Here is a 23,542-nt window from a genome sequence, read left to right on the forward strand (position 1 = left end):
GTGGTCCCACGCGCGTACCGGGAGAATCCGGATTCCGCGATAATCAGCGGATGACCATACGGGCGATCAAGGACGAGGAGCGGCGGGCGCGCCTCGGGACACGGCACCACCTGGCGGATCCGGCGGACACCGTCGTCGACGTCGCCCGAGCGCTGGTGGCGCTGCACGGCACGGACCCGGCGTCGGTGTACCTCGCGGCGGCGGCCCGGATGCGCGTCCCCGACGTCGGCCCCGTCGAAAAGGCGCTGTACGACGATCGCCTGCTGTTGCGGATGCTCGCCATGCGGCGGACCGTCTTCACCGTTCAGGCCGAGTTCGCCCCGGTCGTCCAGGTGGCGTGCTCCAACGACGTGGCGCGGCGCGAGCGCCGGAAGACGGTGCAGTTCATCGAGCAGGCGGGTCTCGGGGACGACGCCTGGCTCCGCGAGGTGGAGGAGGCCACGGTCGCCGCGCTGCGGGCCCGCGGCGAGGCGTTCACCGCCGACCTGTCCGCCGACGTGCCGCGGCTCAAGGAACGGATCCTGCTCGGGGAAGGCAAGGCGTACGAGGCCCGGCCGACCATCGCCAACCGGGTGCTGCTCGGCCTGGCCGCCAAGGGCCGGATCATCAGGGGCAGGCCGCGCGGCTCCTGGACGAGCAGCCAGTTCAGCTGGTCGCCGATCGAGGCGTGGCTGCCCGACGGGCTGCCCGGCATTCCCGAGGACGAGGCGCGGGCGGAGCTGATCCGCCGGTGGCTCGCCGCGTACGGTCCGGGCACCGCCGCCGACCTCAAGTGGTGGACCGGCCTCACCCTCACCCAGATCAGGAAGGCCCTGGGGCAGGTCGACGTCGAGAAGGTCGACCTCGGCGGCGAGGACGGGTACGTCCTGGCCGACGACGTGGACCCGGTCGGCGACCCCGGGCCGTGGGTCGCGCTGCTGCCCGCCCTCGACCCGACGGTCATGGGCTGGGCCGGGCGCGGCTGGTACCTCGGGCAGCACGGCCCGCTGCTGTTCGACCGCAACGGCAACGCCGGTCCCACGGTCTGGTGCGACGGGCGGGTCGTCGGCGGCTGGGCGCAGCGCGCGGACGGCGAGGTCGTCCACCGTCTCCTGGAGGACATCGGCGCGGAGGCCGCGGCCGCGGTCGAGACCGAGGCCGCCCGCCTCACCTCCTGGCTGGGAGCCGTCCGGATCGCGCCACGCGCCCGAGGCCGCTCCCCGGTGGAGACCGAGCTGGTCGCCTGACCTGGGCGGCGATAGAGGAGCGCAAGCCGGGCCGGTGGAGGCGGAGTTGGTCGCCTGACCGGAACGGCGATAATCCGGTCGCGCTCCGGCGCTGCGCGGGTCATGCTCGGGTCATGGGTGTCGACGTGGACGCTTTCGTGTCCGACGGGTTCGTCGTGCTGCGCGGGGCGTTCGACGCCGCGACCGCCGCGGCCTGCCGGGAGGTCATCTGGGCGGAGCTGAGCGGCCAGGGGATACGGCGCGACGACCGGCGTACCTGGACGAGACCGGTTGTATGGGCCGACTGCCGGGACGCGGCGCCGATGGTCGCCGCGGCCGCCTCGCCCGCACTCCTGGAGGCCTGTGACCTGCTCATCGGCCCGAGTCGGTGGACCGCTCCGGTGCCCGCGGTCGGAGGCCCGGTCCGGTTCCCGGCGGAGGTGTACCCCGGCGAGGTCGGCTACCACATCGAGGGCAACCGGTGGATCGGCGAGGAGTACTGGACCGACGTCCGCTCGCGCGGGCGCGGCCTGACGGCGTTCTTCCTCTACTCCGACGTCGGGCCGGACGACGCGCCCACCCGGCTGATCGCCGGCTCGCACCTGTTCATCCCGCCGATCCTCGCCGCCGCCGGCGAGACCGGCATGGCCGGCAGCGGCGCGGCCGACCGGTTGCGGCCGTCCGTGTTGTGCCGTACCACCGTCCACTGCACAGGCCGGGCGGGCGACATCTACCTCTGCCATCCCTTCATGGTCCACACCGCCACCTGGCCGCACCGCGGCCGTGGACCACGCATGATCAGCCAGCCGGGGATCGCGGTCCCCGACGGCTTCGCGATCGACGGTTCCGACCCGTCGCCGGTCGCCGCCGCGATCGTCCGCGGGCTGAACGGGATGAATTAAGAGGCGGCCTGGGCCCACGGCCGTGCGGACGCGTTCCGCCGAGACGCGGCCCGCGGGCCGGTGCGTTATCCGCCGGCGGCTTGGTCGAGGGCCTTGAGGATGCGTTTCTCCGAGACGGGGTAGGCGGTGCCGAACTGCTGGGCGAAGAAGCTCACCCGCAGCTCCTCGATCATCCAGCGGACCTGCCGGATCTCGGCGTTGCCCGGCCGGGCGTCGCGGGCCCGGATGTAGGCGGCCTCGACCTGCTGGATCCGCTGCATCCGCTGCCGGTCGCCGTACGGGTCGTCGGGCAGCTTGTCGAGGCGGCGTTCGACGGCCCGCAGGTAGCGGAGGACGTCGGGCAGCCGCCGGCGGCCGGTGGCGGTGACGAAGCCCGGGAAGACCAGCCGGCCCAGCTGCGCCCGTACGTCGGTCAGCGCGGGGATCAGCGTGGGGCTGTTCGTGCTCTTCAGCCGGCGTTCGATCTCGTGCGCGGCGGCCAGGACGCGCTGGACGTGGGCCAGGACGTCGGCGGCGGTGTCGCTGAGGTCGGCCCGTACGTGGTCGGTGAGCCGCCGGAAGCCCGCCTCGTCCCAGGCCGGTCCGCCGCCCTCGGTGATCAGGTGGTCGGCGGCGCAGGCGACGCAGTCGTCCAGCAGGGCCGCGACGCTGCCATGGGGGTTGTGACTGAGCACCAGCTTGGCCTGGTTGTTCAGTCTGCTCTGCAGGTACTTCACCGGTGAGGGGCTGTTCAGCAGGACCAGCCGGCGGGTGCCGCGCCACATGGCCCGCTGCTGCTCGGCCTCGGTGGCGTACGTGCGTACGGCCACGCTGTCGCCGTCGTCGGTCAGCGCCGGATACGCCTTGACGCGGCCCTGCTCGTACAGGCGCGGGAGCGTGCCGATGTCCCAGGTCCGCAGCCCCGTGCGCTCGATGTCGTCGGCGGCCTTGGACAGCGTCGCCGACACCTTGGGCGCGAGCCGGCGCTTCAGCTCGGTGAGGTCCTTGCCCTCGGCGAGGGTGCGTTTCCGGTCCGTCACCCGGTAGGTGATCTTCAGGTGGTCGGGGATGCGGGACAGGTCCCATGCCTCGCGGGGGACGTCCACGCCGGTCATCGCGCGCAGCTCGCGTTCCAGCGCGTCCAGCAGCGGGCCCGACCCCGGCGTGATCCGGGCGAGGACCTCGCGGGCGACGTTCGGCGCGGGGACGAAGTTGACGCGCAGCTGTTTGGGCAGCGACCGGATCAGTTCGGTCACGAGGTCCTGCCGAAGCCCGGGGATCTGCCAGTCGAACTCCTCGCCGCCGACCTGGTTGAGCACCGGCAGCGGGATGTCCACGGTCACGCCGTCGGCGTCCGTGCCCGGCTCGAACTGGTACGACAGCCGGAACCGGTGCCCGTCGGCCTGCCAGGCGTCGGGGTAGTCCTCCTGGGTCACCTCGCCGGCGGCGTCGTTGACCAGCATCGAGGTGGAGAAGTTCAGCAGCTCCGGATCGTCGTGGTGCGCCTTCTTCCACCAGCCGTCGAAGTGCCGGGCCGAGACCACCTCGGGCGGGACACGCCCGTCGTAGAACTCGAAGAGGGTCTCGTCGTCCACGACGATGTCCCGGCGCCGCGCCCGGTGCTCGAGCTCCTCGACCTCATCGAGCAGCCGGCGATTGTCGCGCAGGAACCGGTGGTGGGAGTCCCAGTCGCCCTCCACCAGGGCGTGGCGGATGAACAGCTCCCGGCACAGCTCGGGGTCGATCCCGGCGTAGTTGACCTTCCGCTGCGCCACGATCGGCACGCCGTACAGCGTGACCTTCTCGTACGCCATCACGGCGCCTTGGTTCTTCTCCCAGTGCGGCTCGCTGTAGGTGCGTTTGACGAGGTGGCCGGCGAGCGGCTCGACCCACTCCGGCTCGATCTTGGCGGCCATGCGCGCCCACAGCCGGGAGGTCTCGACCAGTTCCGCGGCCATCACCCAGCGTGGCGGCCGCTTGGCCAGCGCCGAACCGGGGAAGACGGCGAACCGGGCGTTCCGGGCGCCGAGGTATTCGCGGGGACCGCGCCGGGCATCGTCCTTGCCGCTGGTCTTCTTCTCCGTGTCGAGCAGGCCGATGTGCGACAGCAGACCCGCCAGCAGCGAGATGTGCACGCGCTGCGGGTCGGCGGGTGTGGTGTTCAGCGTGACGCCGAGGTCCTTGCCGACCTGCCGCAGCTGGCCGTGGATGTCCTGCCACTCGCGGATGCGCAGGTAGTGGAGGTACTCCTGCTTGCACAGCCTGCGGAACTGGTTGCCGGACAGCTCCTTCTGGCGGTCCCGAAGGTAGTTCCACAGGTTGACGTACGCCAGGAAGTCCGACTCCTTGTCGGCGAACCGGGCGTGCTGCTGGTCGGCGGCGGCCCGGTTCTCCGCGGGGCGCTCGCGGGGGTCCTGGATGGACAGGGCGGCGGCGATCACCATGACCTCGTGCGCGCAGCCGTTCCGGTCGGCCTCCAGGACCATCCGGGCCAGCCGCGGGTCGACCGGGAGCTGCGCCAGCTTGCGGCCCAGCTGCGTCAGCCGGTCGCCGTCCAACGCGCCGAGCTCCTGCAGGAGGTTCACGCCGTCCTTGACGTTGCGGCGGTCCGGCGGGTCGATGAAGGGGAACTCCTGGATGTCCCCGAGGCCGAGGTCGGTCATCTGCAGGATGACCGAGGCGAGGTTGGTGCGCAGGATCTCCGCGTCGGTGAACTCGGGGCGGGCGAGGAAGTCCTCCTCCGAGTACAGGCGGATGCAGATGCCCTCGGAGACGCGCCCGCAGCGGCCCTTGCGCTGGTTGGCCGACGCCTGGGAGACCGGCTCGATCGGCAGCCGCTGCACCTTCGTACGGTGGCTGTACCGGGAGATGCGGGCCGTGCCCGGATCGATGACGTACTTGATGCCCGGGACGGTCAGCGACGTCTCGGCGACGTTGGTGGCCAGGACGATGCGCCGGCCCCGGTGCGACTGGAAGACCCGGTGCTGCTCGGCCGTCGACAACCGGGCGAACAGCGGCAGCACCTCGGTGTTCTTCAGCTTCCGCTTCTCCAGTGCGTCGGCGGTGTCGCGGATCTCCCGCTCACCCGACAGGAACACCAGGACGTCGCCCGGCGGCTCGAGGGCCAGCTCGTCCACGGCCTCGAGGATCGCCTGGACCTGGTCGTCGTCCTCTTCTATGGGGCGGTAGCGCACCTCGACCGGGTAGGTGCGGCCGGACACCTCGACGATCGGCGCGTCCTCGAAGTGCTTCGAGAAGCGCTCGGGGTCGATCGTCGCCGAGGTGATGATCACCTTGAGGTCGGGGCGCTTGGGCAGCAGGCGCTTGAGATAGCCCAGGATGAAGTCGATGTTCAGGCTGCGCTCGTGCGCCTCGTCGATGATCAGCGTGTCGTAGCGGCGCAGCATCCGGTCCCGGGAGAGCTCCGTCAGCAGGATGCCGTCGGTCATCAGCTTGACCAGGGTGTCCTCACCGGAGTGGTCGGTGAAGCGCACCTGGTAGCCGACGGTCTCGCCCAGCTCCGTGCCCAGCTCTTCCGCGATCCGGTCGGCCACCGTACGGGCGGCCAGCCGGCGCGGCTGGGTGTGCCCGATCAGGCCCTTGACGCCCCGGCCGAGCTCCAGGCAGATCTTCGGCAGCTGGGTCGTCTTGCCCGACCCGGTCTCACCGGCGACGATGACCACCTGGTGGTCCGCGATCGCCTTGAGGATCTCGTCCTTCTTCTGGCTGACCGGCAGCGCTTCGGGATAGGTCACCTGCGGCAGCTGCGCGCGGCGCCGCGCGACGCGCCGCTCGGCGGCCTCGATCTCCGCGGTGACCTCCGCGAGGATCTTCTCCCGGGCCTCGGCGGCGCGCACCTTGCGCAGTCCGTCGAGACGACGACGCAGCCGATGCCGGTCGCGCAGCATCAGCTCGGGCAGGCGGGTCTGCAGGTCGGTAATCGAAGATCCCATCGCAAGCGGAAGGATAGGCAGGCGGTCGGACAGGCCGCCCGTCGGCGTCCACCGTGCCCGATCCGCGGGCCCGGCGCCACCCGATTTCCGCGGCCTCAGGCCGACGGACGAGTGCGGTCCTTCCAACGCTGACTCGTCATGATCTGTTCCGGTACGCCGAGAAAACTCGGCCTCAGGCCGCCGGGCGGCCGGGGGCGGCGAGTCGGCCGGTGTGGCCCTCTCGGCGGTATCAGGGCTCAGGTCTGCGGCCGGACGAAGGCGGCGAATAGCTCTCGGCGGCAGGTGTACGGCTCGGGGCTCACGTTCGCAGCCAGACGAAGGCGGCGAACCGGCCGGTACGTCCCTCACGGCGGTAGGAGTACAGCTCGGGGCTCTCGATGGTGCACCGGTCGTCGTGGCGTACGGCGGTCACGCCGGCCGCGGTGAGCTGGGCGGTGATGCCCGCCCTGATGTCGAGCGCGGGGGTGCCCTGGCGGGTCGTCGACCAGGCCCCGGGCAGCACGGCGGCGACCTCCTCGCGCAGCTCGGCGGAGACCTCGTAACAGGAGCCGCAGGCGTTCGGGCCGATCAGTGCCACCATCCGCGCCGGGTCGGCGCCCCGCGCCGCCATCGCCTCGACCAGCGCCGGAACGACCCCGGCGGCCGCGCCCGCGCGTCCCGCGTGCGCGCCGCCGACCAGCCGCGCCTCCGGGTCGGCCACGATCACCGGCGCGCAGTCGGCGACGAGCACCGCCAGCGCCAGGCCCGGCTCGTCCGTACAGACGCCGTCGAGACCGGGCGGATCGTCCCCGAACGGCCCGGTGACGTACCGGACGTCGGCGCTGTGCACCTGGCGCATGTAGACGACCCGGTCGACGCCCAGCTCGGCGGCGGTCTTGGCGCGATTCTCCCGGACCGCGGCCGGATCGTCCCCGACCGCGCCGCCCAGGTTGCGCGAGTCGTACGGCGCGGCGCTCGTCCCGCCCGAACGGTCGGTGATGACGGCACCCACACCATCGGCCAGCTGCATCAGGCGCTCCTCCCCACTTCCGGTCCGACGTTACCAATCACCCCACCCGTTCGGCGGGGCACCGTCCGGTCCGCCCGGTCGACGATCCGTCGCCGAATACCGAACGAGCGCCTCAGTCTCCCGCGCCCGCTCCGTGCCCACCTGCATCGCGTGCTCCCGCGCCTGCGTCGTTTCCGCGCGTCGCCGCCCAGGCGGTGAGGATCCGGCGCTCCTTCTCGCGGTCGATGCCCTGGCCGCGCTCCGCAGCCTGATCAGCGGAGACGTTCTCGTCCCGGATCCAGGCCCACATGTCGCGGACCGTGTCGGCGACCGGGCGGCAGCGCAACCCCGCCTGGAGCGCCTTGTCCGAGGACGGCAGCCAGACGCCCGCCATCTCGGGGCCGTCCGGCGCCCACATCGGCAGCTCGGTCCACTCCGCCACGCCCTGCTCGCGCAGGAACGCGTCGTCCGCCCAGACCGGCGCGGCGTCCGAGCCGGTGACGCGGACGCATTCGTCCAGCAGCGCGCCGACGGTGGTGTTGCCCGGGACACCGCTCACCAGGAACCGGCCGGTGGTCCCGGCCGTGAGCCGGTCCAGGCCGAACGCCGCGATGTCCCGGGCATCGACCAGTTGCATCGCCCGGCCGGGATCGCCGGGCGCGAGGACGGGGCCGCCGGACGCGATCCGCGTCAGCCACCAGGTCAGCCGCGGCACCTGCTCGTACGGCCCGGTGATCAGGCCGGGGTTGAGGATGAGGAGCCGGCCGTCGAAGCCGGCCTCGACGGCGCGTTCGCATCCGGCCTTGAGCGTGTTGTACGGGACGTCGGCGTCCGGCCCGGCGTCGGGCGGGCAGGGGTGCAGCGCGGAGCCCTCGTCCACCCGGTGCTCCGGCCAGTCGGCGTAGGCGTGGACGGACGAGACGAACAGGTAGGCGTCCGCGTGGCCCGACAGTGCTCGCGCCGACCGCCCGACGACCTGGGGGACGTACCCGCAGGTGTCGATGACGGCGTCCCAGCGCCGGTCCTCGACCAGCCGGCGCAGGTCGTCGTCGTTCTCCCGGTCGCCTCGGACGACCTCGGCGCCTGGCACGTCCGTACCGCTCCGCCCACGGTTGAAGGTGGTGACCTGATCACCGCGCCGGAGCGCCTCCGAGACGAACGCGCGGCCCAGGAACACCGAACCGCCGAGTACGAGAAGTCGCATGATCGAATCCTGCCGGGTGCTCGCGGCGCGCCAGCGCGATGTTCTCCCCGGGCGGAAGAAGTTCTCCACGGGCGAAAGGCGCTCCGGGGATCCCACGGTCTTCCGCTGAGCGGAAGACCGGTCGCGGCCGTGCCGGTGGCGATTGGCAGGGTGGAGACATGGACAAGGTGTTTCCCACGGCGGTGGAGGCGGTGGCGGACATCGGCGACGGCGCGTCGATCGCGGTCGGCGGATTCGGGCTGTGCGGCGTTCCGCTCGTCTTGATCGACGCACTGTACGAGCGGGGGAGTTCGGGGCTGTCGATCGTCTCGAACAACTGCGGCACCATCGGGCGCGGTCTGGGGCGTCTGCTGGACGCCGGCCGGATCGCGCGGGCGATGGGCTCGTACGTCGGGGAGAACAAGGAACTGGCCCGCCGGTACCTGGCCGGGGAGATCGAACTCGAGCTGGTGCCGCAGGGAACGCTGTCCGAGCGGCTGCGCGCGGGCGGGTCCGGGATCCCGGCCTTCTACACCCCGGCGGGCGTGGGCACGCTCGTCGCGGAAGGAGGACTGCCGTGGCGGTACGGATCGGACGGCGGGGTCGTGGTGGCCTCCCCGCCGAAGGAGGTCCGCGAATTCGGCGGCCGCGAGTACATCCTGGAGGAGAGCGTCCGTACCGACTTCGCCCTCGTCCGCGCCGCCCGCGGGGATCGCCACGGCAACCTGGTGTTCGACAAGGCGGCCCGCAACTTCAATCCGCTGTGCGCGATGGCCGCCGCGACCGCGATCGCCGAGGTCGAGGAGCTGGTCGACTTCCTCGACCCGGACGAGGTGCACCTGCCGGGCATCTTCGTCCGGCGCGTCATCGCGCTGACCCCCGAGCAGGCGGCCGACAAGCCGATCGAGAAGCGCACGGTCACCCCGGGAGTGAGGCCGCCGCAGCGAGTGGAGTGGCCGGGTGAGGGACGAGCCCGGCCGCGGAGCGGGTGAGAAGGCCGAGCGACCATTGAGCAGGAGTCGACGTTGAGCTGGAGCAGGGATGAGATCGCCGCGCGGGCGGCGGCGGAGCTGACCGACGGAATGTACGTCAACCTGGGCATCGGGCTGCCGACGCTCATCCCCGGACATCTGCCCGCGGGCATCGACGTGGTCGTCCACTCGGAGAACGGCATCCTGGGCGTCGGGCCGTACCCGGCCGAGGACGAGGTCGACCCCGACCTGATCAACGCGGGCAAGGAGACCGTGACGGTCCGGCCCGGGGCCTCTTTCTTCGACTCGGCGTTGTCGTTCGGGATGATCCGCGGCGGGCACGTCGACGTGGCCGTGCTCGGCGCCATGCAGGTGTCGGCGCGCGGCGACCTGGCGAACTGGGCCGTCCCCGGGAAAATGATCAAGGGGATGGGCGGCGCGATGGACCTGGTCCACGGCGCCCGCCGGGTGATCGTGGTCATGGAGCACACCGCCAAGGACGGCGGCCCCAAGGTCGTCAAGGAGTGCTCGCTGCCGCTGACCGGCGCGGCGTGCGTGCACCGGATCATCACCGACCTCGGCGTCCTGGACGTCACCCCTGAAGGGCTCGTCCTGGTCGAGACCGCACCGGGCGTGAGCGAGCAGGAGATCCGCGCCCGCACCGAACCACCGATCGGAGCACCCCGATGACCGATCCGAACCCGCCGTACCTCTACCCGCCGTACGGAAGCACGCCGCTGCGGGCACCGGCGCAGCCACTGGTGATGCCGAAGTACGGACCCGACGCCATCGAGCTGTCCAGCCCGGTCTTCGGCCATGAGGAACTCGGCATCCTCGACGACGACCTGACCAGGCAGCACTCCGGCGAGCCGCTGGGCGAGCGGATCATCGTGACCGGCCAGGTCCTCGACTCCGGCGGCCGTCCGGTGCCGGGCGCGCTCGTGGAGATCTGGCAGACCAACGCCGCCGGCCGGTACGTCCACCTCCGCGACCAGCACCCGGCGCCGCTCGACCCGAACTTCACCGGCGCGGGCCGCTGCCTCACCGACGCCGACGGGCGGTACCGCTTCGTCACGATCAAGCCGGGCGCCTACCCGTGGCGGAACCACCACAACGCCTGGCGGCCCGCGCACATCCACTTCTCGGTGTTCGGCACGGCGTTCACCCAGCGACTGATCACCCAGATGTACTTCCCCGGCGACCCGCTCTTCGCCTACGACCCGATCTTCCAGTCGATCCCCGACGAGAAGGACAGAGAGCGCCTGATCTCACGGCTCGACATGGACACGACCGTGCCGGAGTGGGCCCTGGGCTACCAGTGGGACATCGTCCTCGGCGCGACCCCGATGGAGGCGTGATGACCACCCCGTCGCAGACCGTCGGCCCGTTCTTCGGCTACGCCCTCCCGTACGCCGACGGCCCGTACGTCGTCCCGGAGTGGCACCCGGACGCGATCCGGATCCGCGGCCGGATCCTCGACGGGGCCGGCGAGCCACTCCCGGACGCGCTGGTGGAGATCTGGCAGGCCGACGCCGCCGGCGACGTGCCGCGCGGCGGGGGCGCGTGGCGGCGGGCCGGAAACGACTTCTCCGGCTTCGGCCGCTGCGGGACCGACGCGGCCGGGAACTACTGGTTCTCCACGGTGAAGCCCGGCGGCCCGGCCCCGCACATCGCGATGCTGATCTTCGCTCGGGGGCTGCTCAAACCGGTGGCGACCCGTGCCTACTTCCCCGACGAGCCGGGCAACGCCACGGACCCGGTCCTGTCCGCGGTGCCGCCGGGCCGGCGTGACACGCTGGTCGCGGTACGGGAGGGCGACCGGTCCTACCGCTTCGACGTGCACCTGCGAGGAGAACGGGAGACGGTCTTCTTCGAGCGGTACTTCGGCGGCTGAATCGACGGGCGGCCGTGAGCGAATGAGGACGGTGAACGGTTCTTGGGCGGCTCGTTCGACGGGCACCTGCGAACGAAGCGAGGACGGTGAACGGTTCTCCGACGGGTGCCTGCGTAGGGAGCGAGGACGATGGGCGTTCAACGGTTTCTTGGGCGGTTGGTCCGACGGGTGCCCGCGAACGGAGCGAGGACGGTGGTCGTTGAACATTTCCCCGCGCGCTGAGCTGCTGTCGCCGGTCGCCGCCGGCACGGCGGCGGAGGCCGCGACGTCCGACGAGGCGTGGGTGCGCGCCCTGATCGACGCGGAGGCGGCGCTGGCCCGCGCGCAGGCGCGCCTCGGGCTGATCCCGGACGATGTGGCACAGGCCGTCGCCGGCGCCCGGGTCGACCCCGCCGAGCTGGCGGTACGGGCGCGCGGCGCGGGAAACCCGGTGGTGCCGCTGGTCGCGGCGCTGCGGGAGGTGGCGGGCGATCAGGTCCACGCCGGCGCGACCAGCCAGGACATCATGGACACGGCCGCCATGCTCGTGGCGACGCGCGTCCGCGAGACGCTCCTCGCGGACCTCGACCGTACGGCCGGCGCCGTCGCCGACCTGGCCCGGCGGCACCGGGACACCCCGATGGCCGGGCGTACCCTCGGGCAGCAGGCCGTGCCCACCACCTTCGGGCTGCGGGCCGCCGGCTGGCTGGCCGCGGTGGCCGAGGCACGGGACCGGCTCGCGGCCGTACGGCTGCCCGCCCAGCTCGGCGGGGCCGCCGGGACCCTCGCGGCGCTCGGCACCACCGAGCTGCTGCCGCTGTTCGCCGAGGAGACCGGGCTGGCCGAGCCGGTGCTGCCCTGGCACACGCTGCGCGGGCCCGTCGCCGAACTCGGCGCGGCGCTCGCCCTCGTCGCCGGTGCCCTCGGCAAGATCGCCACCGACGTCGTCCTGCTCGCCCAGACGGAGATCGGGGAGGTCGCCGAACCCGCCGCGCCCGGCCGCGGCGGCTCCTCGGCGATGCCCCACAAGCGCAATCCCGTGCTCGCCACGATGATCAGGTCGGCCGCGTTGCGCGTTCCGGCGTACGCGCAGATCCTGTTCGCCGCGCAGAACGCCGGTCTCGACCGGCCGACGGGGGAGTGGCACGCGGAATGGCAGCCGCTGAACGACTGCCTGCGGCTGGTCGGCGGCGCGGCCGAGACCGCGGCCGAGCTCACCGCCGGGCTGGAGGTCTTCCCCGACCGGATGCGCGCCAACCTGCGGGAGGAGCTCCTCACCGAGTACGTCGCCGGCCGGCTCGCCGAACGCGACGGCCGCGCGGCCGCGAAAGAGACGGTCGCTGAGGCGGTCCGAGAAGGACGGCCACTGGCCGACCTGCTCCCGGACGACGATCGCGCGGAGCGCGCCGGTGGTCCCGGAGCGGCCTTCGGCGTCGACCTGACGAAGGCCGTCGGCCCCGCGCCCCGGCTGGTGGACCGTGCCCTCGCGGCGTACGCCGGAAAGGAGCCGGAATGAGCGAGCAGCACCCCTGCCGGAGGGGGCGACGTCCGGTGAGCGGTCTCCGCGGACGGGGACATCCGGTGAGCAGCCTCCGCGCGGACGGCGCGTCCGGCGAGCGGTCTCTGCGGACCGGGACATCCGGCGAGCGGCCTTCGCGGGGACGGTGCGTCCGGTGCGGTCTTCGCGTGGAGGGGCGTCCGGTGAGTGGCCTTCGCCAGGGCGGAGGCGTCCGGTGAGCGGCCTGAGTCATCGCTTCGACGGCCCGGACGACGCGCCGGTCCTCGTCCTGGGGCCATCTCTCGGCACGACGCTCGACCTGTGGGAGCCGCAGCTCCCGGCCCTCACCGCGTCCTGGCGGACACTCCGGTTCGACCTGCCGGGCCACGGCGGGTCGCCGGCGATCCACGGCACGGTCGCGGACTTCGCGGACGCGGTCGTCGACCTCCTCGACGGGCTCGGCCTCGGCCGCGTCGCCTACGCCGGTGTCTCGCTGGGCGGGGCCATCGGCACCGCCCTCGCGCTGCGCCGCCCCGACCGGCTGACGAGCCTGGCGCTGTGCTGCACCTCGGCCTGGTTCGGCGACCCCGGTCCCTGGCTCGACCGGGCCGCGCGCGTCCGCGCCGAGGGCCTCGAGCCGCTCACCGGGCTGTTCCTGGGCCGCTGGTTCACCGCGGGCTACGCCGGTCCCGGCGTCGACGTCGTACGGGACATGCTGAAGCGGGTGGACCCCGAGGGGTACGCGGCGTGCTGCGACGCGATCGCCCGCTTCGACGTCCGGGACCGGCTCGGCGACGTACGCGCGCCCGCCCTCGTCATCGGGGGCGCCGAGGACGTGGCCACCCCGCTCGATCACGCCGAGGCACTCGCCGGGGGCATCCCCGGTGCCGACCTCGTCGTGGTGCCCGGCGCCCACCTGGCCAACCTCGAGTGCCCGCGGCCGGTCACCGAGGCGCTGGTCGGTCATCTGGAGAGGGCGAAGGCGTGAAGGCCGCGCCTGGCGCCCAGAACCTCCACGCGACGGAAGGTGAGGACGGCATGAGCGATGGGATGAGGGTTCGCCGGGAGGTCCTCGGCGACGCGCACGTGGACCGCGCGCAGGCGCGTACGACGGAGTTCACCGCCGACTTCCAGGACTTCATCACGCGGTACGCGTGGGGGGAGATCTGGACCCGGCCGGGCCTCGACCGGCGTACGCGCAGCTGCGTCACGCTGACCGCCCTGGTCGCCCGGGGGCATCTGGACGAGCTCGCCATGCATGTGCGCGCCGCCGTACGCAACGGTCTCACCACCGACGAGATCAAGGAAGTACTGCTGCAGACCGCGGTATATTGCGGAGTCCCGGCGGCCAATGCGGCCTTCGCCGTGGCTCAGCGGGTCCTCGCGGAGGACGGTCTGATCGCGGAACGTGAGTGATCGATTTCACTTCGTGTTCGCGCAGAGCGTAATCTATCGCTCGCGCTCCGCAATGGCGGCTGCGTGATCGAGTTCCTCGATCCCCCCAGGGAACGCGAAGCACGGAGGTAGGGTCATGGACGTGGCCGAGACCGAGCGACGGATCAACCAGCTCAGCAACGACGTTTACGCGATCTACGAGAAGCTGACGGCCGTCCAGGTGACACAGCACACGCACAGCCGTCAGCTGACGTCGCTCGGCAACACGGTCAGCCGCATCTGGACCGCGCAGCAGGAGCACGGCGAGCGGCTGAACCACCTCGACAGCGCCCTCGCGGTGCTGACCGAGAAGGTCGTCGGATTCGAGGGGCGGTTCGGGCAGATCGACGAGCGGTTCGGGCAGATCGACGAGCGGTTCGGGCAGATCGACGAGCGGTTCGGGCAGATCGACGGGCGGTTCGGGCAGATCGACGGGCGGTTCGGGCAGATCGATGAGCGGCTCGACGAGCAAGGCCGGAAGCTCGATCTGATCATCGAGGCGCTGAACATCCGCCCCAACTGATCGGGCTCTCGGCGCCCCGCGACCCGATGCCGGGTCGCGGGGCGTTGCCTATCGTGAAGGGTGCGGGTCGAGGAAGCGGGAGCGATGACGGGTGCCGAGCGCCCGCCCAGCGTGGCGGGCAAGGTGATGGCGATCCTCGAGTCGTTCGCGCCCGGCGGCGTCCGGCTGACCCTCACCGAGATCTGCGGCCGCGCGGGCCTGCCGCTCGCCACGGGGCACCGGCTCGTCCGTGAGCTCACCGGCGGCGGCTTTCTCGAGCGCCTGCCCGACGGCTCGTACCGCATCGGCACGCGCCTGTGGCGCATCGGCGCGCAGGCCTCGGCGGCGACGACCCTGCGCGAGCTCGCCCTCCCGCACATGGAGGAGCTGTACGCCGCCACGCACGAGAACGTCCAGCTCGCGGTGCTCAGCGGCGACAAGGCGCTGTACCTCGAACGCCTGCGCGGGCCTCGGTCAGTACCGATCGTGACACGGGTCGCGGCCGAGCTTCCGCTGCACGCGACCGGGGTGGGCAAGGTCCTGCTCGCGTTCGCCGGCGACGACCTCGCCGAGAAGGTCATCGCGCGGGGGCTGCGGGCGTACACGCCACACACGGTCACCGACGCCGATCGGCTGCGGGCCTGCCTCGCCGACGTCCGGCGGTCCGGGTACGCCGTGACCCGTGAGGAGATGTCCCTCGGCACGTGTTCGGTGGCCGCGCCGGTCCGGGACGCCGACGGGGACGTGTTCGCGGCGCTGTCGCTCGTCACCCGGCGGAGCGGCGTGGATCTGCGGCGGGTCGTGCCCGTCGTCCTCGCCGCGGCGAACGCCCTGTCCCGGGACGTCGACGCCCACGGCGGTTCCGCTGAGTGGAAGGACTGGGCCTGACGGCCGCGTCGTCGGCAGGAGGATCGTGCTGAGGACGTCGAAAGAGGGTCATCGATGCGTACCCAAGTGGCGATCGCCGGGGCCGGACCGGCCGGGCTGCTGCTCTCCCACCTGCTGAGCCTGCGCGGCATCGACTCGGTGGTGCTGGAGAGCCGCGACCGCGCGTACGTGGAGAAGCGGCAGCGGGCGGGGATGCTGGAGCAGGGCACCGTGGACGTCCTGCGCGGCAGCGGCGTGGGGGAGCGGCTCGACCGTGAAGGCCTCACCCACCATGGTCTCGAACTGCGCTTCGGGGGAGCCGGTCACCGGATCCCGCTGTCCGAACTGACGGGCGGGCGGACGGTCACGGTCTACGCGCAGACCGAGATCGTCAAGGATCTGATCGCCGCGCGGCCGGCGGCCGGCGGCGACGTCCGCTTCGAGGCCGAGGTCCTGTCGGTCGACCCGAGCGCGCCGTCCGTGACCTACCGGCAGGACGGCCGGGTCCAGACGCTGGAGTGCGACGTCATCGCCGGGTGCGACGGCTTCCACGGCGTCTGCCGCGCGGCCGTGCCCGGCGCCACGGTCTTCGAGCGGGAGTATCCCTTCGCGTGGCTCGGCATCCTCGCCGACGTCCCGCCCTCCACCGACGAGCTCATCTACGCGTACAGCGAGCGCGGGTTCGCCCTGTACAGCCTGCGCTCGCCGAAGATCAGCAGGCTGTACCTCCAGGTGGATCCGTCGGACGACGTCGCCGCGTGGCCCGACGAACGGATCTGGGCCGAGCTGCGGGCGCGGTTCGCCACGCGCGACGGCTGGGAACTGCGGGACGGGCCGGTCCTCGAGAAGGCGATCACCCCGATGCGCAGCTTCGTGACCGAGCCGATGCGCCACGACCGTCTTTTCCTCGCCGGGGACGCCGCGCACATCGTCCCGCCCACCGGCGCGAAGGGCCTGAACCTCGCGATCTCCGACGTCACGGTCCTCGCCGCGGCGCTGGGCGCCTGGTACGACTCCGGCTCGACCGAGCTCCTCGACGCCTACTCCGCCACCTGCCTCCGCCGGGTCTGGCGCGCCGAGCACTTCTCGTACTGGATGACGACCCTGCTGCACAAGGACCCCCGCCAGGACGCCTTCGGCCACCGGCTGCAACTGTCGCACCTGGAGTACGTGGCGGCGTCGAAGGCCGCCGCGGCCACGCTCGCCGAGAACTACGTCGGGGCCGCGCCCAAGCTCTGACCGGTCAGAAGATGCCCTTGGGCGGGGGCGGTGACGGGCGGGCGGTCGCGTCGGTGACCGGTGCCGCCCCGGCCGTGAACCTGGTCAGCTCGTCGCCGGACAGCACCCGGGCGGGGAAGGGGTCTCCGGCCGCCTTCCTCGTCAGCTCCGCGACGGGCGGCGGAGTGGAGCCGGCGACCACGATCAGGTTGCCGAACCGGCGGCCGCGCAGCACGGCCGGGTCGCCGATGAGGCAGAGCTCCGGCAGCACGGCCCGCAGCGTCGCCACCTGGGCGCGGGCGAAGGACAAGGGCGCGCCGTCGGCCACATTGGCGGCGTACCGCCCGCCCGGGCGCAGGACCCGGGCCACTGCCGCCGCGAACTCCACGGTGGTCAGGTGCGCGGGCGTCCGGCTCCCTGCGTACACGTCGCCGATCACCAGGTCGAAGGAGCCCTCCGGTGTCCGCGCCAGAACCTCGCGGGCGTCGCCGTGGCGGATCCGGATCCGGTGGCCCCGCTCCAGGGGCAGCTCGCGGCGGACGAGGTCGATGAGCGCCGCGTCGACCTCGACGACCTGCTGGGTCGAGCGCGGCCGGGTCGCGGCGACGTAGCGCGGCAGGGTCAGGGCCCCGCCGCCCAGGTGCAGCACCCGCAGCGGCCGCCCCGGTGGGGCCGCCAGGTCGACGATGTGACCGAGCCGCCGCACGTACTCGAAGTCGAGGTAGGCGGGGTCGTCGAGGTCGACGTGGGACTGCGGCGCGCCGTCGAGCAGCAGCGTCCAGGCGCGCGGGCGGTCCGGGTCGCGGACCAGCTCCGCGATGCCGGAGTCGACCGTCTCCTCCACCCGGTGGGCGCGCTGCCGGTGTGCCATCGGCCCACATTAATCGACCTGCGTACCCACCGAAGATCGCGATACGGTGCGTGCTGCCAGAAAGGGGGCATGGTGGCGAAACTCAACCAGATCATCGCCGTCGAGAAGGGCATCAAGAGCGGGACGCTGCGCGACCTGACCGACGCCCACCACGGGCTGCAGAAGCCCGCGCTGCTGTCCGGCATCTCGCGTACCTACCAGCCGAAGGACGAGGAGGGCGAGCAGCTCCCGCCCGAGTCGACCCGGGTGCAGGTGCAGGCCGATGAGGTCATCCGCCGGACGGCCGACATCGTGACGCGGCTGTTCGACGTGACCGCCACCAAGGACTGGGCGAACTGCGAGGCCAGGGCCGACGTCAAGGTCGACGGCGAGACCCTCCTGCGGGACGTCCCGGTCACGTACCTGCTCTTCCTGGAGAAGCAGCTCACCGACCTGCACACCTTCGTCAAGAAGCTGCCGGTGCTGGACGCCGCCGAGACGTGGGTGTTCGACGAGTCGGCGGACGCCTGGCGGACCGAGCCGGTGCGTACCATCCGCACCAAGAAGGTCCCGCGCAACCACGTCAAGGCGGAGGCGACGGAGAAGCACCCGGCGCAGGTGGAGGTCTACTACGAGGACGTCGCCGTCGGCTACTGGACGACGGTGAAGTTCTCCGGCGCGCTGCCCGCCCGGCGGGTCAACGAGTTGCTGGAGCGGGTGGAGAAGCTCCAGCAGGCGGTGAAGTTCGCCCGTGAGGAGGCCAACGGCGCCGAGGTCACCGACCGGCGTGTCGGTGACGTGGTGTTCCGCTACCTGTTCGGGTAGCGTCACAGACTCCCCCGCCTCGCGCGGGGGAAGCGCAAGGAGCGCACGCTGAAACTGAAGTTCAGTCTGATCGCGGTGGCAGTTGGGGGTTCGAGTCCCTCTCCCGGCATTCGTGTCGGGATGGCCCAATGGTAGAGGCGGCCGCTCAAGCTCAGGCTCTCGCTCCAGATTCAGCATTCGCCGCCGAACGCCAGATCGACTGAGAACGGACGAAACTCGTCGGGGTGCCGGTTCGAGCCCGGCATGCGCCTCTCCGTGGCGCGTTAGCTCAATAGGTAGAGTACGGCGATCTCAGGACTGATCCGTTCTCTTAAACGCCGCTGGCGTGCGCAATTGGGCGGCAAGCCCGGGGTCCGGGAGATGGACAAAGCTCCCGGACCCCACCGAATTTCTACAGGCGTTCGATGATGGTGACGTTGGCCTGGCCGCCGCCTTCGCACATGGTCTGCAGGCCGTACCGGCCGCCGGTGCGCTCGAGTTCGTGCAGCAGGGTCGTCATCAGCCGGGCGCCGGTGGCGCCGAGCGGGTGGCCGAGCGCGATCGCGCCGCCGTTCGGGTTGGTGATCGCCGGGTCGGCGCCGGTCTCCTTCAGCCAGGCCAGCACGACGGGCGCGAACGCCTCGTTGATCTCGACGACGTCGATGTCGCCGATGGTCATCCCGGCCTTCTTCAGCGCGTACGCCGTCGCGGGGATCGGGGCGGACAGCATCCGGATCGGGTCCTCGCCGCGTACGGACAGGTGGTGGACGCGGGCGCGCGGGGTGAGGCCGTGGTCGCGTACGGCGCGCTCGGAGGCGACGAGCAGCGCCGCCGATCCGTCGGAGATCTGCGACGACAGCGCGGCGGTGAGCCGGCCGCCCTCGACGAGGGTCTTCAGGCCCGCCATCTTCTCCAGCGAGGTGTCGCGGCGGGGCCCCTCGTCGGTCGTGACGTCGCCGTACGGAGCGATCTCGCGGTCGAACCGGCCCTCGTCGATGGCGCGGATCGCGCGCCGGTGGGACTCCAGGGCGAACGCCTCCATCTCCTCCCTGGTGATGTCCCACTGCTCGGCGATCATCTCGGCGCCCCGGAACTGCGAGACCTCCCGGTCGCCGTAGCGCGCCTCCCAGCCGCGCGAGCCGGCGAACGGGCCGGCGAAGCCGAGCTGCACCCCGGCGATCATGGCGTAGGCGATCGGGATCTTCGACATGTTCTGCACGCCGCCCGCGACGACGAGGTCGGCGGTGCCGCTGAGCACGGCCTGGGCGGCGAAGTGCACGGCCTGCTGCGACGATCCGCACTGGCGGTCGACGGTGACGCCCGGGACCTCCTCGGGCAGTCCGGCCGCCAGCCAGCAGGTGCGGGCGACGTCCCCGGCCTGCGGCCCGACCGTGTCCACACAGCCGAAGATCACGTCCTCGACCGCCGCCGGGTCGACGCCGGACCGTTCGACCAGCGCCGTCAGGACGTGCGCGCCGAGGTCGGCCGGGTGGACCTCGGCCAGCCCGCCGTTCCGCCGCCCGACGGGCGTGCGGACCGCCTCGACGATGTAGGCCTCCGCCATCACATTCCTCCTACTCGTGCTGGATCCCCCCGAGGACCATGGCGAGGTACTGCTCGGCGATCTGGTCGGCGGTGAGCCGCCCGCCGCTCTGGTACCAGGTCGCCGCCACCCACACGGTGTCGCGGATGAAGCGGTAGACCAGGCCGGTGTCGAGGTCGGAGCGGAACGCGCCCTCCCGGGCGCCGCGTTCCAGCAGGGACATCCACATCTCCTCGAACCGCCGTCGCGACTCGATCAGGTACGCGAAGCGGGGGCTCGTCGCCAGGTGCCGCGACTCGTTCTGGTACATCACGACGGCCGGCCGGTGCCGGTCGATGCACCGGAACGACTCGACGATCAGCGCGGTCAGGGTCTCGCGCGCCCCGAGCCGCGCGTCGAGCACCCGCTCGTACGCCGCCCACATCTCGTTCAGGAAGGTCGACAGGATCTCGTCGGCCATCGACTCCTTGGAATCGAAGTGGTAGTAGAGGCTGCCACCGAGGATGCCGGCCGCGTCCGCGACCTCCCGGACGGTGGTGGCGGCGTAGCCGCGGGTGGCGAAGACCTCCGCCGCGGTGGCGAGCAGCTCGGCCCGCCGCTCGGCTCGGGCGGCGGCGGTGCCCTCGGCGTCGCGCCGTCGTGGACTCATGGATTCTCTGGATTCCTTACGGGTGCCGGCCGGAGGCGGTGCGTGTCTTCGTGGACATGCTCACCTCACGGGTGCTGACTGGAGACGGAGACGACCTCGCCCGTCAGGTACGACGAGTAGCCGGAGGCCAGGAAGACGATAACGTTGGCCACCTCCCACGGCTCCGCGTAGCGGCCGTACGCCTCCCGGCGCGTCAGCTCCGTCAGCAGTTCCTCGCTCGTCACCTTGACCAGGTGCGGGTGCATGGCGAGGCTGGGTGCCACCGCGTTGACCCGCACGCCGTACTCCGCGGCCTCCAGCGCGGCGCAGCGGGTCAGCGCCATCACGCCGGCCTTGGCCGCCGCGTAGTGCGACTGCCCGCGCTGCGCGCGCCAGCCGATCACCGACGCGTTGTTCACGATCACGCCGTGCCCCTGGGCGCGCATGATCCGCAGGGCGGCCCGCGTGCAGCGCATGGTGCCGTTCAGCGTGACGTCGAGCACCCGCGACCACTGCTCGTCGGTCATGTCCACGAGATCGGCCGTGCCGCCGAGGCCCGCGTTGTTGACGGCGACGTCGATCCGGCCGAAGCGCTCGGCGGTGGCGGCGAACAGTCCCCGTACCTGGTCCTCGGAGGTGACGTCGCACGGTAGGGCGGCCACCGCCGCGTCGCCGAACTCCTTGGTCAGCTCCGCCAGCGACTGGCCGAGCCGTCGTTCGTGGGCGTCGCTGATCATCACCCGCGCCTCCTCCTCGAGGCAGCGCCGGGCGGTCGCCCCGCCGATGCCCGCTCCGGCGGCGGCCGTCACGACGACGACGCGGTCGCGCAGGAGCCCGTGACCGGGGACGGGCGTCGCCCGGGTGGAGGACCGGGTGGAGGGAATGCCGCTCTCGCTCACCTGCGCTACTCTACCAAACAGTTGTTAGAAAGAATGCGGGGCGGGTGCCATGGACCTTGATCTGTCGGCGGTGGAGCCCTTCCGGGCCGAGGTGCGCGGCTGGCTGCGCCGCAACGTTCCGGCGGCGCCGCTGCCGTCCCTGGAGACCGAGGAGGGCTTCGCCGCCCACCGCGCATGGGAGGGGACGCTGGCCGCGGCCCGGCTGTCGGTGGTGTCCTGGCCCGAGGCGTACGGCGGGCGGGGCGCCTCACCGCTCGAATGGCTGGTCTTCGAAGAGGAGTACTACGCGGCCGGCGCCCCCGGCCGGGTGAGCCAGAACGGCATCAACCTGCTCGCCCCCACCCTCTTCGCGCACGGCACGCCCGAGCAGCTCGAACGCGTCCTGCCGCCCATGGCCGCCGGCGAGGTGATCTGGGCCCAGGCGTGGTCGGAGCCCGGCGCCGGCAGCGACCTGGCCGCGCTGCGGGCGACCGCCACCCGCGTCGACGGCGGCTGGCGGCTGAACGGGCAGAAGACATGGAGCTCGCGCGCGGCCTTCGCCGACCGGGCGTTCGGCCTGTTCCGCTCCGACCCGGCGGCCGAACGCCACCGCGGCCTGACGTACCTGATGTTCCCCCTCGACGCCGACGGCGTGACCGTACGCCCGATCGGGCGGCTGGACGGAAAACCGGCCTTCGCCGAACTCTTCCTCGACGACGTGTTCGTGCCCGACCGGGACGTCATCGGCGAGCCCGGTCAGGGCTGGGCGGTGGCGATGAGCACGGCCGGCAACGAACGCGGCCTGACCCTGCGCAGCCCCGGCCGGTTCCTCGCCGCCACCGATCGCCTCGTCGCCCTCTGGCGGGAGCACGGCGCCGACCCGCTGCTGCGCGACCGCGTCGCGGACGTCTGGATCAGGGCCCGCGCCTACCGGCTGAAGGGGTTCGAGACGATCTCCCGCACCGACGACATCGGCGCCGAGGCGAGCGTCAACAAGGTCTTCTGGTCCGAGCTCGACGTCGCGCTCCACGAGACCGCGCTGGACATCCTCGGCGCGGACGGCGAGCTCGAGGGCGACTGGCTGGAGGGCTACGTCTTCTCCCTCGCCGGCCCGATCTACGCCGGCACCAACGAGATCCAGCGCAACGTCATCGCCGAGCGCGTCCTCGGCCTGCCCCGGGAGGGGCGGGGAGGGCGGCAGGTCGGGCCCGGAGCGAAGAGAGGATCAGGATGAAGTTCGTCCTCGACGCCGAGCAGCGGCTGTTCGGCGAGACCCTGCACAAGCTCCTCACCGAGGCCGGCACCCCGGCGCTGATCCGCCGGTGGGCGGCCGGCGACCCGGACCGTACGCTGTGGTCCGCGCTCGCGGAGGCGGGCGTGTTCGCCCTGGCGGTGCCCGAACGCCACGACGGCGCCGGACCGCTCCCCGTCGAGCTCGTCGTCGCGATGCACGAACTCGGCCGCCACGCGGTCCCCGGCCCGATCGTCGAGACGCTCGCTGCGGCCGTGCTCATCGACACGGCCGGTGACGAGGAGCTGAGCGCCGAGTGGCTGCCGAGGATCGCCGCCGGGGAAGCGGTCGTCTCGCTCGCGCCGGGCCCCCGCCGGGCCCTCGACGCGGACGCCGCCGACCTGATCCTGCTGGCCGGCGACGAGGAACTGTGGTCCGCCGCCCCCGACGGAGCGGTCCTGCGGTCCCTCGATCCCGCGCGGCGGCTGTTCCCGGTGGCCGCACGCGAGCGCCTGGCGACCGGGCCGGCCGTGCCCCGGGCCGCCGCGGCGGCGTACGACCTGGGCGTGCTGGCGTGCTCCGCGCAACTGCTCGGCCTCGGCCGGGCGCTGCTCGACACGACCGTGGAGTACGCGCGGACGCGGCGGCAGTTCGGCCGTCCGATCGGGGAGTTCCAGGCGGTCAAGCACCACCTGGCCGACGCCCTGACCGGGCTGGAGTTCGCCCGCCCGCTCGCGTACGGCGCCGCCCTGTCCTTCGGCTCGCCGGACTTCCCCCGCGACGTGTCGGCGGCCAAGGTCGCGGCCTCCGACGCCGCGTACGCCGCGGCCCGCATCGCACTGCAGGTACACGGCGCGATCGGCTACACCGATGAGTACGACCCGTCCCTGTGGATCCGCAAGGTCCGGGCGCTCCGCTCCGCCTGGGGAACTCCCGCCGAACACCGCGGCCGCGTGCTGGACGCGTGCTCGCACTGAGCAGGCGACGACGCGCGGCATGCCGGATTCGGCCGTCGACGGCCCCGCCCGGCCAGTC

At 72.4% G+C, this 23,542-nt stretch carries 22 protein-coding genes; 15 read left to right on the plus strand and 7 right to left on the minus strand.

Features of this window, described 5'->3' with window-relative positions:
- Positions 1–50 precede the first annotated feature (50 nt).
- Together ABEA24_RS19230 and ABEA24_RS19235 are read left to right on the plus strand one after the other, a co-directional pair.
- Positions 51–1,226 carry a winged helix DNA-binding domain-containing protein gene (locus ABEA24_RS19230; protein WP_345432280.1) on the plus strand — a complete coding sequence of 392 codons (1,176 nt, stop codon included), beginning with the start codon at positions 51–53 and terminating at the stop codon, positions 1,224–1,226.
- Positions 1,227–1,339: 113 nt separating this feature from the next.
- On the plus strand, positions 1,340–2,107 hold the full coding sequence (locus ABEA24_RS19235; protein WP_345432281.1) for a phytanoyl-CoA dioxygenase family protein: 768 nt from the start codon (positions 1,340–1,342) through the stop codon (positions 2,105–2,107).
- A 65-nt stretch (positions 2,108–2,172) separates the two neighbouring features.
- Here ABEA24_RS19235 and hrpA read toward each other — a convergent pair whose 3' ends face one another.
- The 3 genes from hrpA to ABEA24_RS19250 all read right to left on the minus strand — a co-directional run bounded on the left by hrpA (position 2,173) and on the right by ABEA24_RS19250 (position 8,231).
- Positions 2,173–6,039 (minus strand): ATP-dependent RNA helicase HrpA, encoded by a 3,867-nt coding sequence (gene hrpA / locus ABEA24_RS19240; RefSeq protein WP_345432282.1) that lies wholly within the window; start codon positions 6,037–6,039, stop codon positions 2,173–2,175.
- Between the two features lie 298 nt (positions 6,040–6,337).
- Complete coding sequence (pgeF, locus tag ABEA24_RS19245; protein ID WP_345432283.1) at positions 6,338–7,048, minus strand: peptidoglycan editing factor PgeF; 711 nt, start codon at positions 7,046–7,048, stop codon at positions 6,338–6,340.
- 112 nt (positions 7,049–7,160) lie between these two features.
- Positions 7,161–8,231, minus strand: coding sequence for an NAD-dependent epimerase/dehydratase family protein (locus tag ABEA24_RS19250; RefSeq protein WP_345432284.1), 1,071 nt, complete (start codon positions 8,229–8,231; stop codon positions 7,161–7,163).
- 158 nt (positions 8,232–8,389) lie between these two features.
- Between ABEA24_RS19250 and ABEA24_RS19255 the strand changes: the two genes are divergently transcribed.
- The 10 genes from ABEA24_RS19255 to ABEA24_RS19300 all read left to right on the plus strand — a co-directional run bounded on the left by ABEA24_RS19255 (position 8,390) and on the right by ABEA24_RS19300 (position 16,594).
- Positions 8,390–9,202 carry a CoA transferase subunit A gene (locus tag ABEA24_RS19255; protein ID WP_345432285.1) on the plus strand — a complete coding sequence of 271 codons (813 nt, stop codon included), beginning with the start codon at positions 8,390–8,392 and terminating at the stop codon, positions 9,200–9,202.
- Positions 9,203–9,235: 33 nt separating this feature from the next.
- The gene (locus ABEA24_RS19260) at positions 9,236–9,871 is read left to right on the plus strand and encodes a CoA transferase subunit B (RefSeq protein WP_345432286.1); all 636 of its coding nucleotides are present in this window, start codon (positions 9,236–9,238) and stop codon (positions 9,869–9,871) included.
- Positions 9,868–10,539 (plus strand): protocatechuate 3,4-dioxygenase subunit beta, encoded by a 672-nt coding sequence (gene pcaH, locus ABEA24_RS19265; protein ID WP_345432287.1) that lies wholly within the window; start codon positions 9,868–9,870, stop codon positions 10,537–10,539. The genes ABEA24_RS19260 and pcaH overlap by 4 nt, the downstream gene beginning before the upstream one ends.
- Positions 10,539–11,075, plus strand: coding sequence for a protocatechuate 3,4-dioxygenase subunit alpha (gene pcaG / locus ABEA24_RS19270; RefSeq protein WP_345432288.1), 537 nt, complete (start codon positions 10,539–10,541; stop codon positions 11,073–11,075). The genes pcaH and pcaG overlap by 1 nt, the downstream gene beginning before the upstream one ends.
- A gap of 199 nt (positions 11,076–11,274) precedes the next feature.
- Positions 11,275–12,570, plus strand: a complete 1,296-nt coding sequence (gene pcaB, locus ABEA24_RS19275; RefSeq protein WP_345432289.1) for a 3-carboxy-cis,cis-muconate cycloisomerase — start codon at positions 11,275–11,277, stop codon at positions 12,568–12,570.
- A 217-nt stretch (positions 12,571–12,787) separates the two neighbouring features.
- On the plus strand, positions 12,788–13,540 hold the full coding sequence (locus ABEA24_RS19280) for an alpha/beta fold hydrolase (protein WP_345432290.1): 753 nt from the start codon (positions 12,788–12,790) through the stop codon (positions 13,538–13,540).
- A gap of 50 nt (positions 13,541–13,590) precedes the next feature.
- Positions 13,591–13,968 (plus strand): 4-carboxymuconolactone decarboxylase, encoded by a 378-nt coding sequence (gene pcaC / locus ABEA24_RS19285; RefSeq protein ID WP_345432291.1) that lies wholly within the window; start codon positions 13,591–13,593, stop codon positions 13,966–13,968.
- A 115-nt stretch (positions 13,969–14,083) separates the two neighbouring features.
- On the plus strand, positions 14,084–14,509 hold the full coding sequence (locus tag ABEA24_RS19290) for a hypothetical protein (protein ID WP_345432293.1): 426 nt from the start codon (positions 14,084–14,086) through the stop codon (positions 14,507–14,509).
- An 84-nt stretch (positions 14,510–14,593) separates the two neighbouring features.
- The gene (locus ABEA24_RS19295) at positions 14,594–15,376 is read left to right on the plus strand and encodes an IclR family transcriptional regulator (RefSeq protein ID WP_345432294.1); all 783 of its coding nucleotides are present in this window, start codon (positions 14,594–14,596) and stop codon (positions 15,374–15,376) included.
- Positions 15,377–15,430: 54 nt separating this feature from the next.
- A complete protein-coding gene (locus tag ABEA24_RS19300) occupies positions 15,431–16,594 on the plus strand; it encodes a 4-hydroxybenzoate 3-monooxygenase (protein ID WP_345432295.1) in 1,164 nt (387 codons plus the stop codon).
- A 4-nt stretch (positions 16,595–16,598) separates the two neighbouring features.
- Here the strand turns inward: ABEA24_RS19300 and ABEA24_RS19305 are convergent, their stop codons facing one another.
- Positions 16,599–17,444, minus strand: a complete 846-nt coding sequence (locus ABEA24_RS19305) for a spermidine synthase (RefSeq protein WP_345432296.1) — start codon at positions 17,442–17,444, stop codon at positions 16,599–16,601.
- A 72-nt stretch (positions 17,445–17,516) separates the two neighbouring features.
- Between ABEA24_RS19305 and ABEA24_RS19310 the strand changes: the two genes are divergently transcribed.
- Positions 17,517–18,248 (plus strand): DUF7873 family protein, encoded by a 732-nt coding sequence (locus ABEA24_RS19310; protein WP_486303924.1) that lies wholly within the window; start codon positions 17,517–17,519, stop codon positions 18,246–18,248.
- Positions 18,249–18,639: 391 nt separating this feature from the next.
- On the opposite strand, the gene ABEA24_RS19315 is transcribed toward ABEA24_RS19310, so the two are convergent.
- From ABEA24_RS19315 to ABEA24_RS19325, 3 genes are all read right to left on the minus strand, one after another.
- Entirely contained in the window at positions 18,640–19,791 is a 1,152-nt protein-coding gene (locus ABEA24_RS19315) for an acetyl-CoA C-acetyltransferase (RefSeq protein ID WP_345432298.1), read from the minus strand.
- Between the two features lie 10 nt (positions 19,792–19,801).
- A complete protein-coding gene (locus ABEA24_RS19320) occupies positions 19,802–20,419 on the minus strand; it encodes a TetR-type transcription factor C-terminal domain-containing protein (protein WP_345432299.1) in 618 nt (205 codons plus the stop codon).
- A 65-nt stretch (positions 20,420–20,484) separates the two neighbouring features.
- On the minus strand, positions 20,485–21,297 hold the full coding sequence (locus tag ABEA24_RS19325; RefSeq protein WP_345432300.1) for an SDR family oxidoreductase: 813 nt from the start codon (positions 21,295–21,297) through the stop codon (positions 20,485–20,487).
- Between the two features lie 49 nt (positions 21,298–21,346).
- Here ABEA24_RS19325 and ABEA24_RS19330 point away from each other — a divergent pair, with 49 nt between their 5' ends.
- Together ABEA24_RS19330 and ABEA24_RS19335 are read left to right on the plus strand one after the other, a co-directional pair.
- Positions 21,347–22,510 carry an acyl-CoA dehydrogenase family protein gene (locus ABEA24_RS19330; protein ID WP_345432301.1) on the plus strand — a complete coding sequence of 388 codons (1,164 nt, stop codon included), beginning with the start codon at positions 21,347–21,349 and terminating at the stop codon, positions 22,508–22,510.
- Entirely contained in the window at positions 22,507–23,484 is a 978-nt protein-coding gene (locus ABEA24_RS19335) for an acyl-CoA dehydrogenase family protein (protein WP_345432302.1), read from the plus strand. The genes ABEA24_RS19330 and ABEA24_RS19335 overlap by 4 nt, the downstream gene beginning before the upstream one ends.
- Positions 23,485–23,542 lie beyond the last annotated feature (58 nt).

The sequence above is a fragment of the Actinoallomurus vinaceus genome (assembly GCF_039542055.1).
Taxonomy (GTDB): Bacteria; Actinomycetota; Actinomycetes; order Streptosporangiales; family Streptosporangiaceae; genus Actinoallomurus; species Actinoallomurus vinaceus.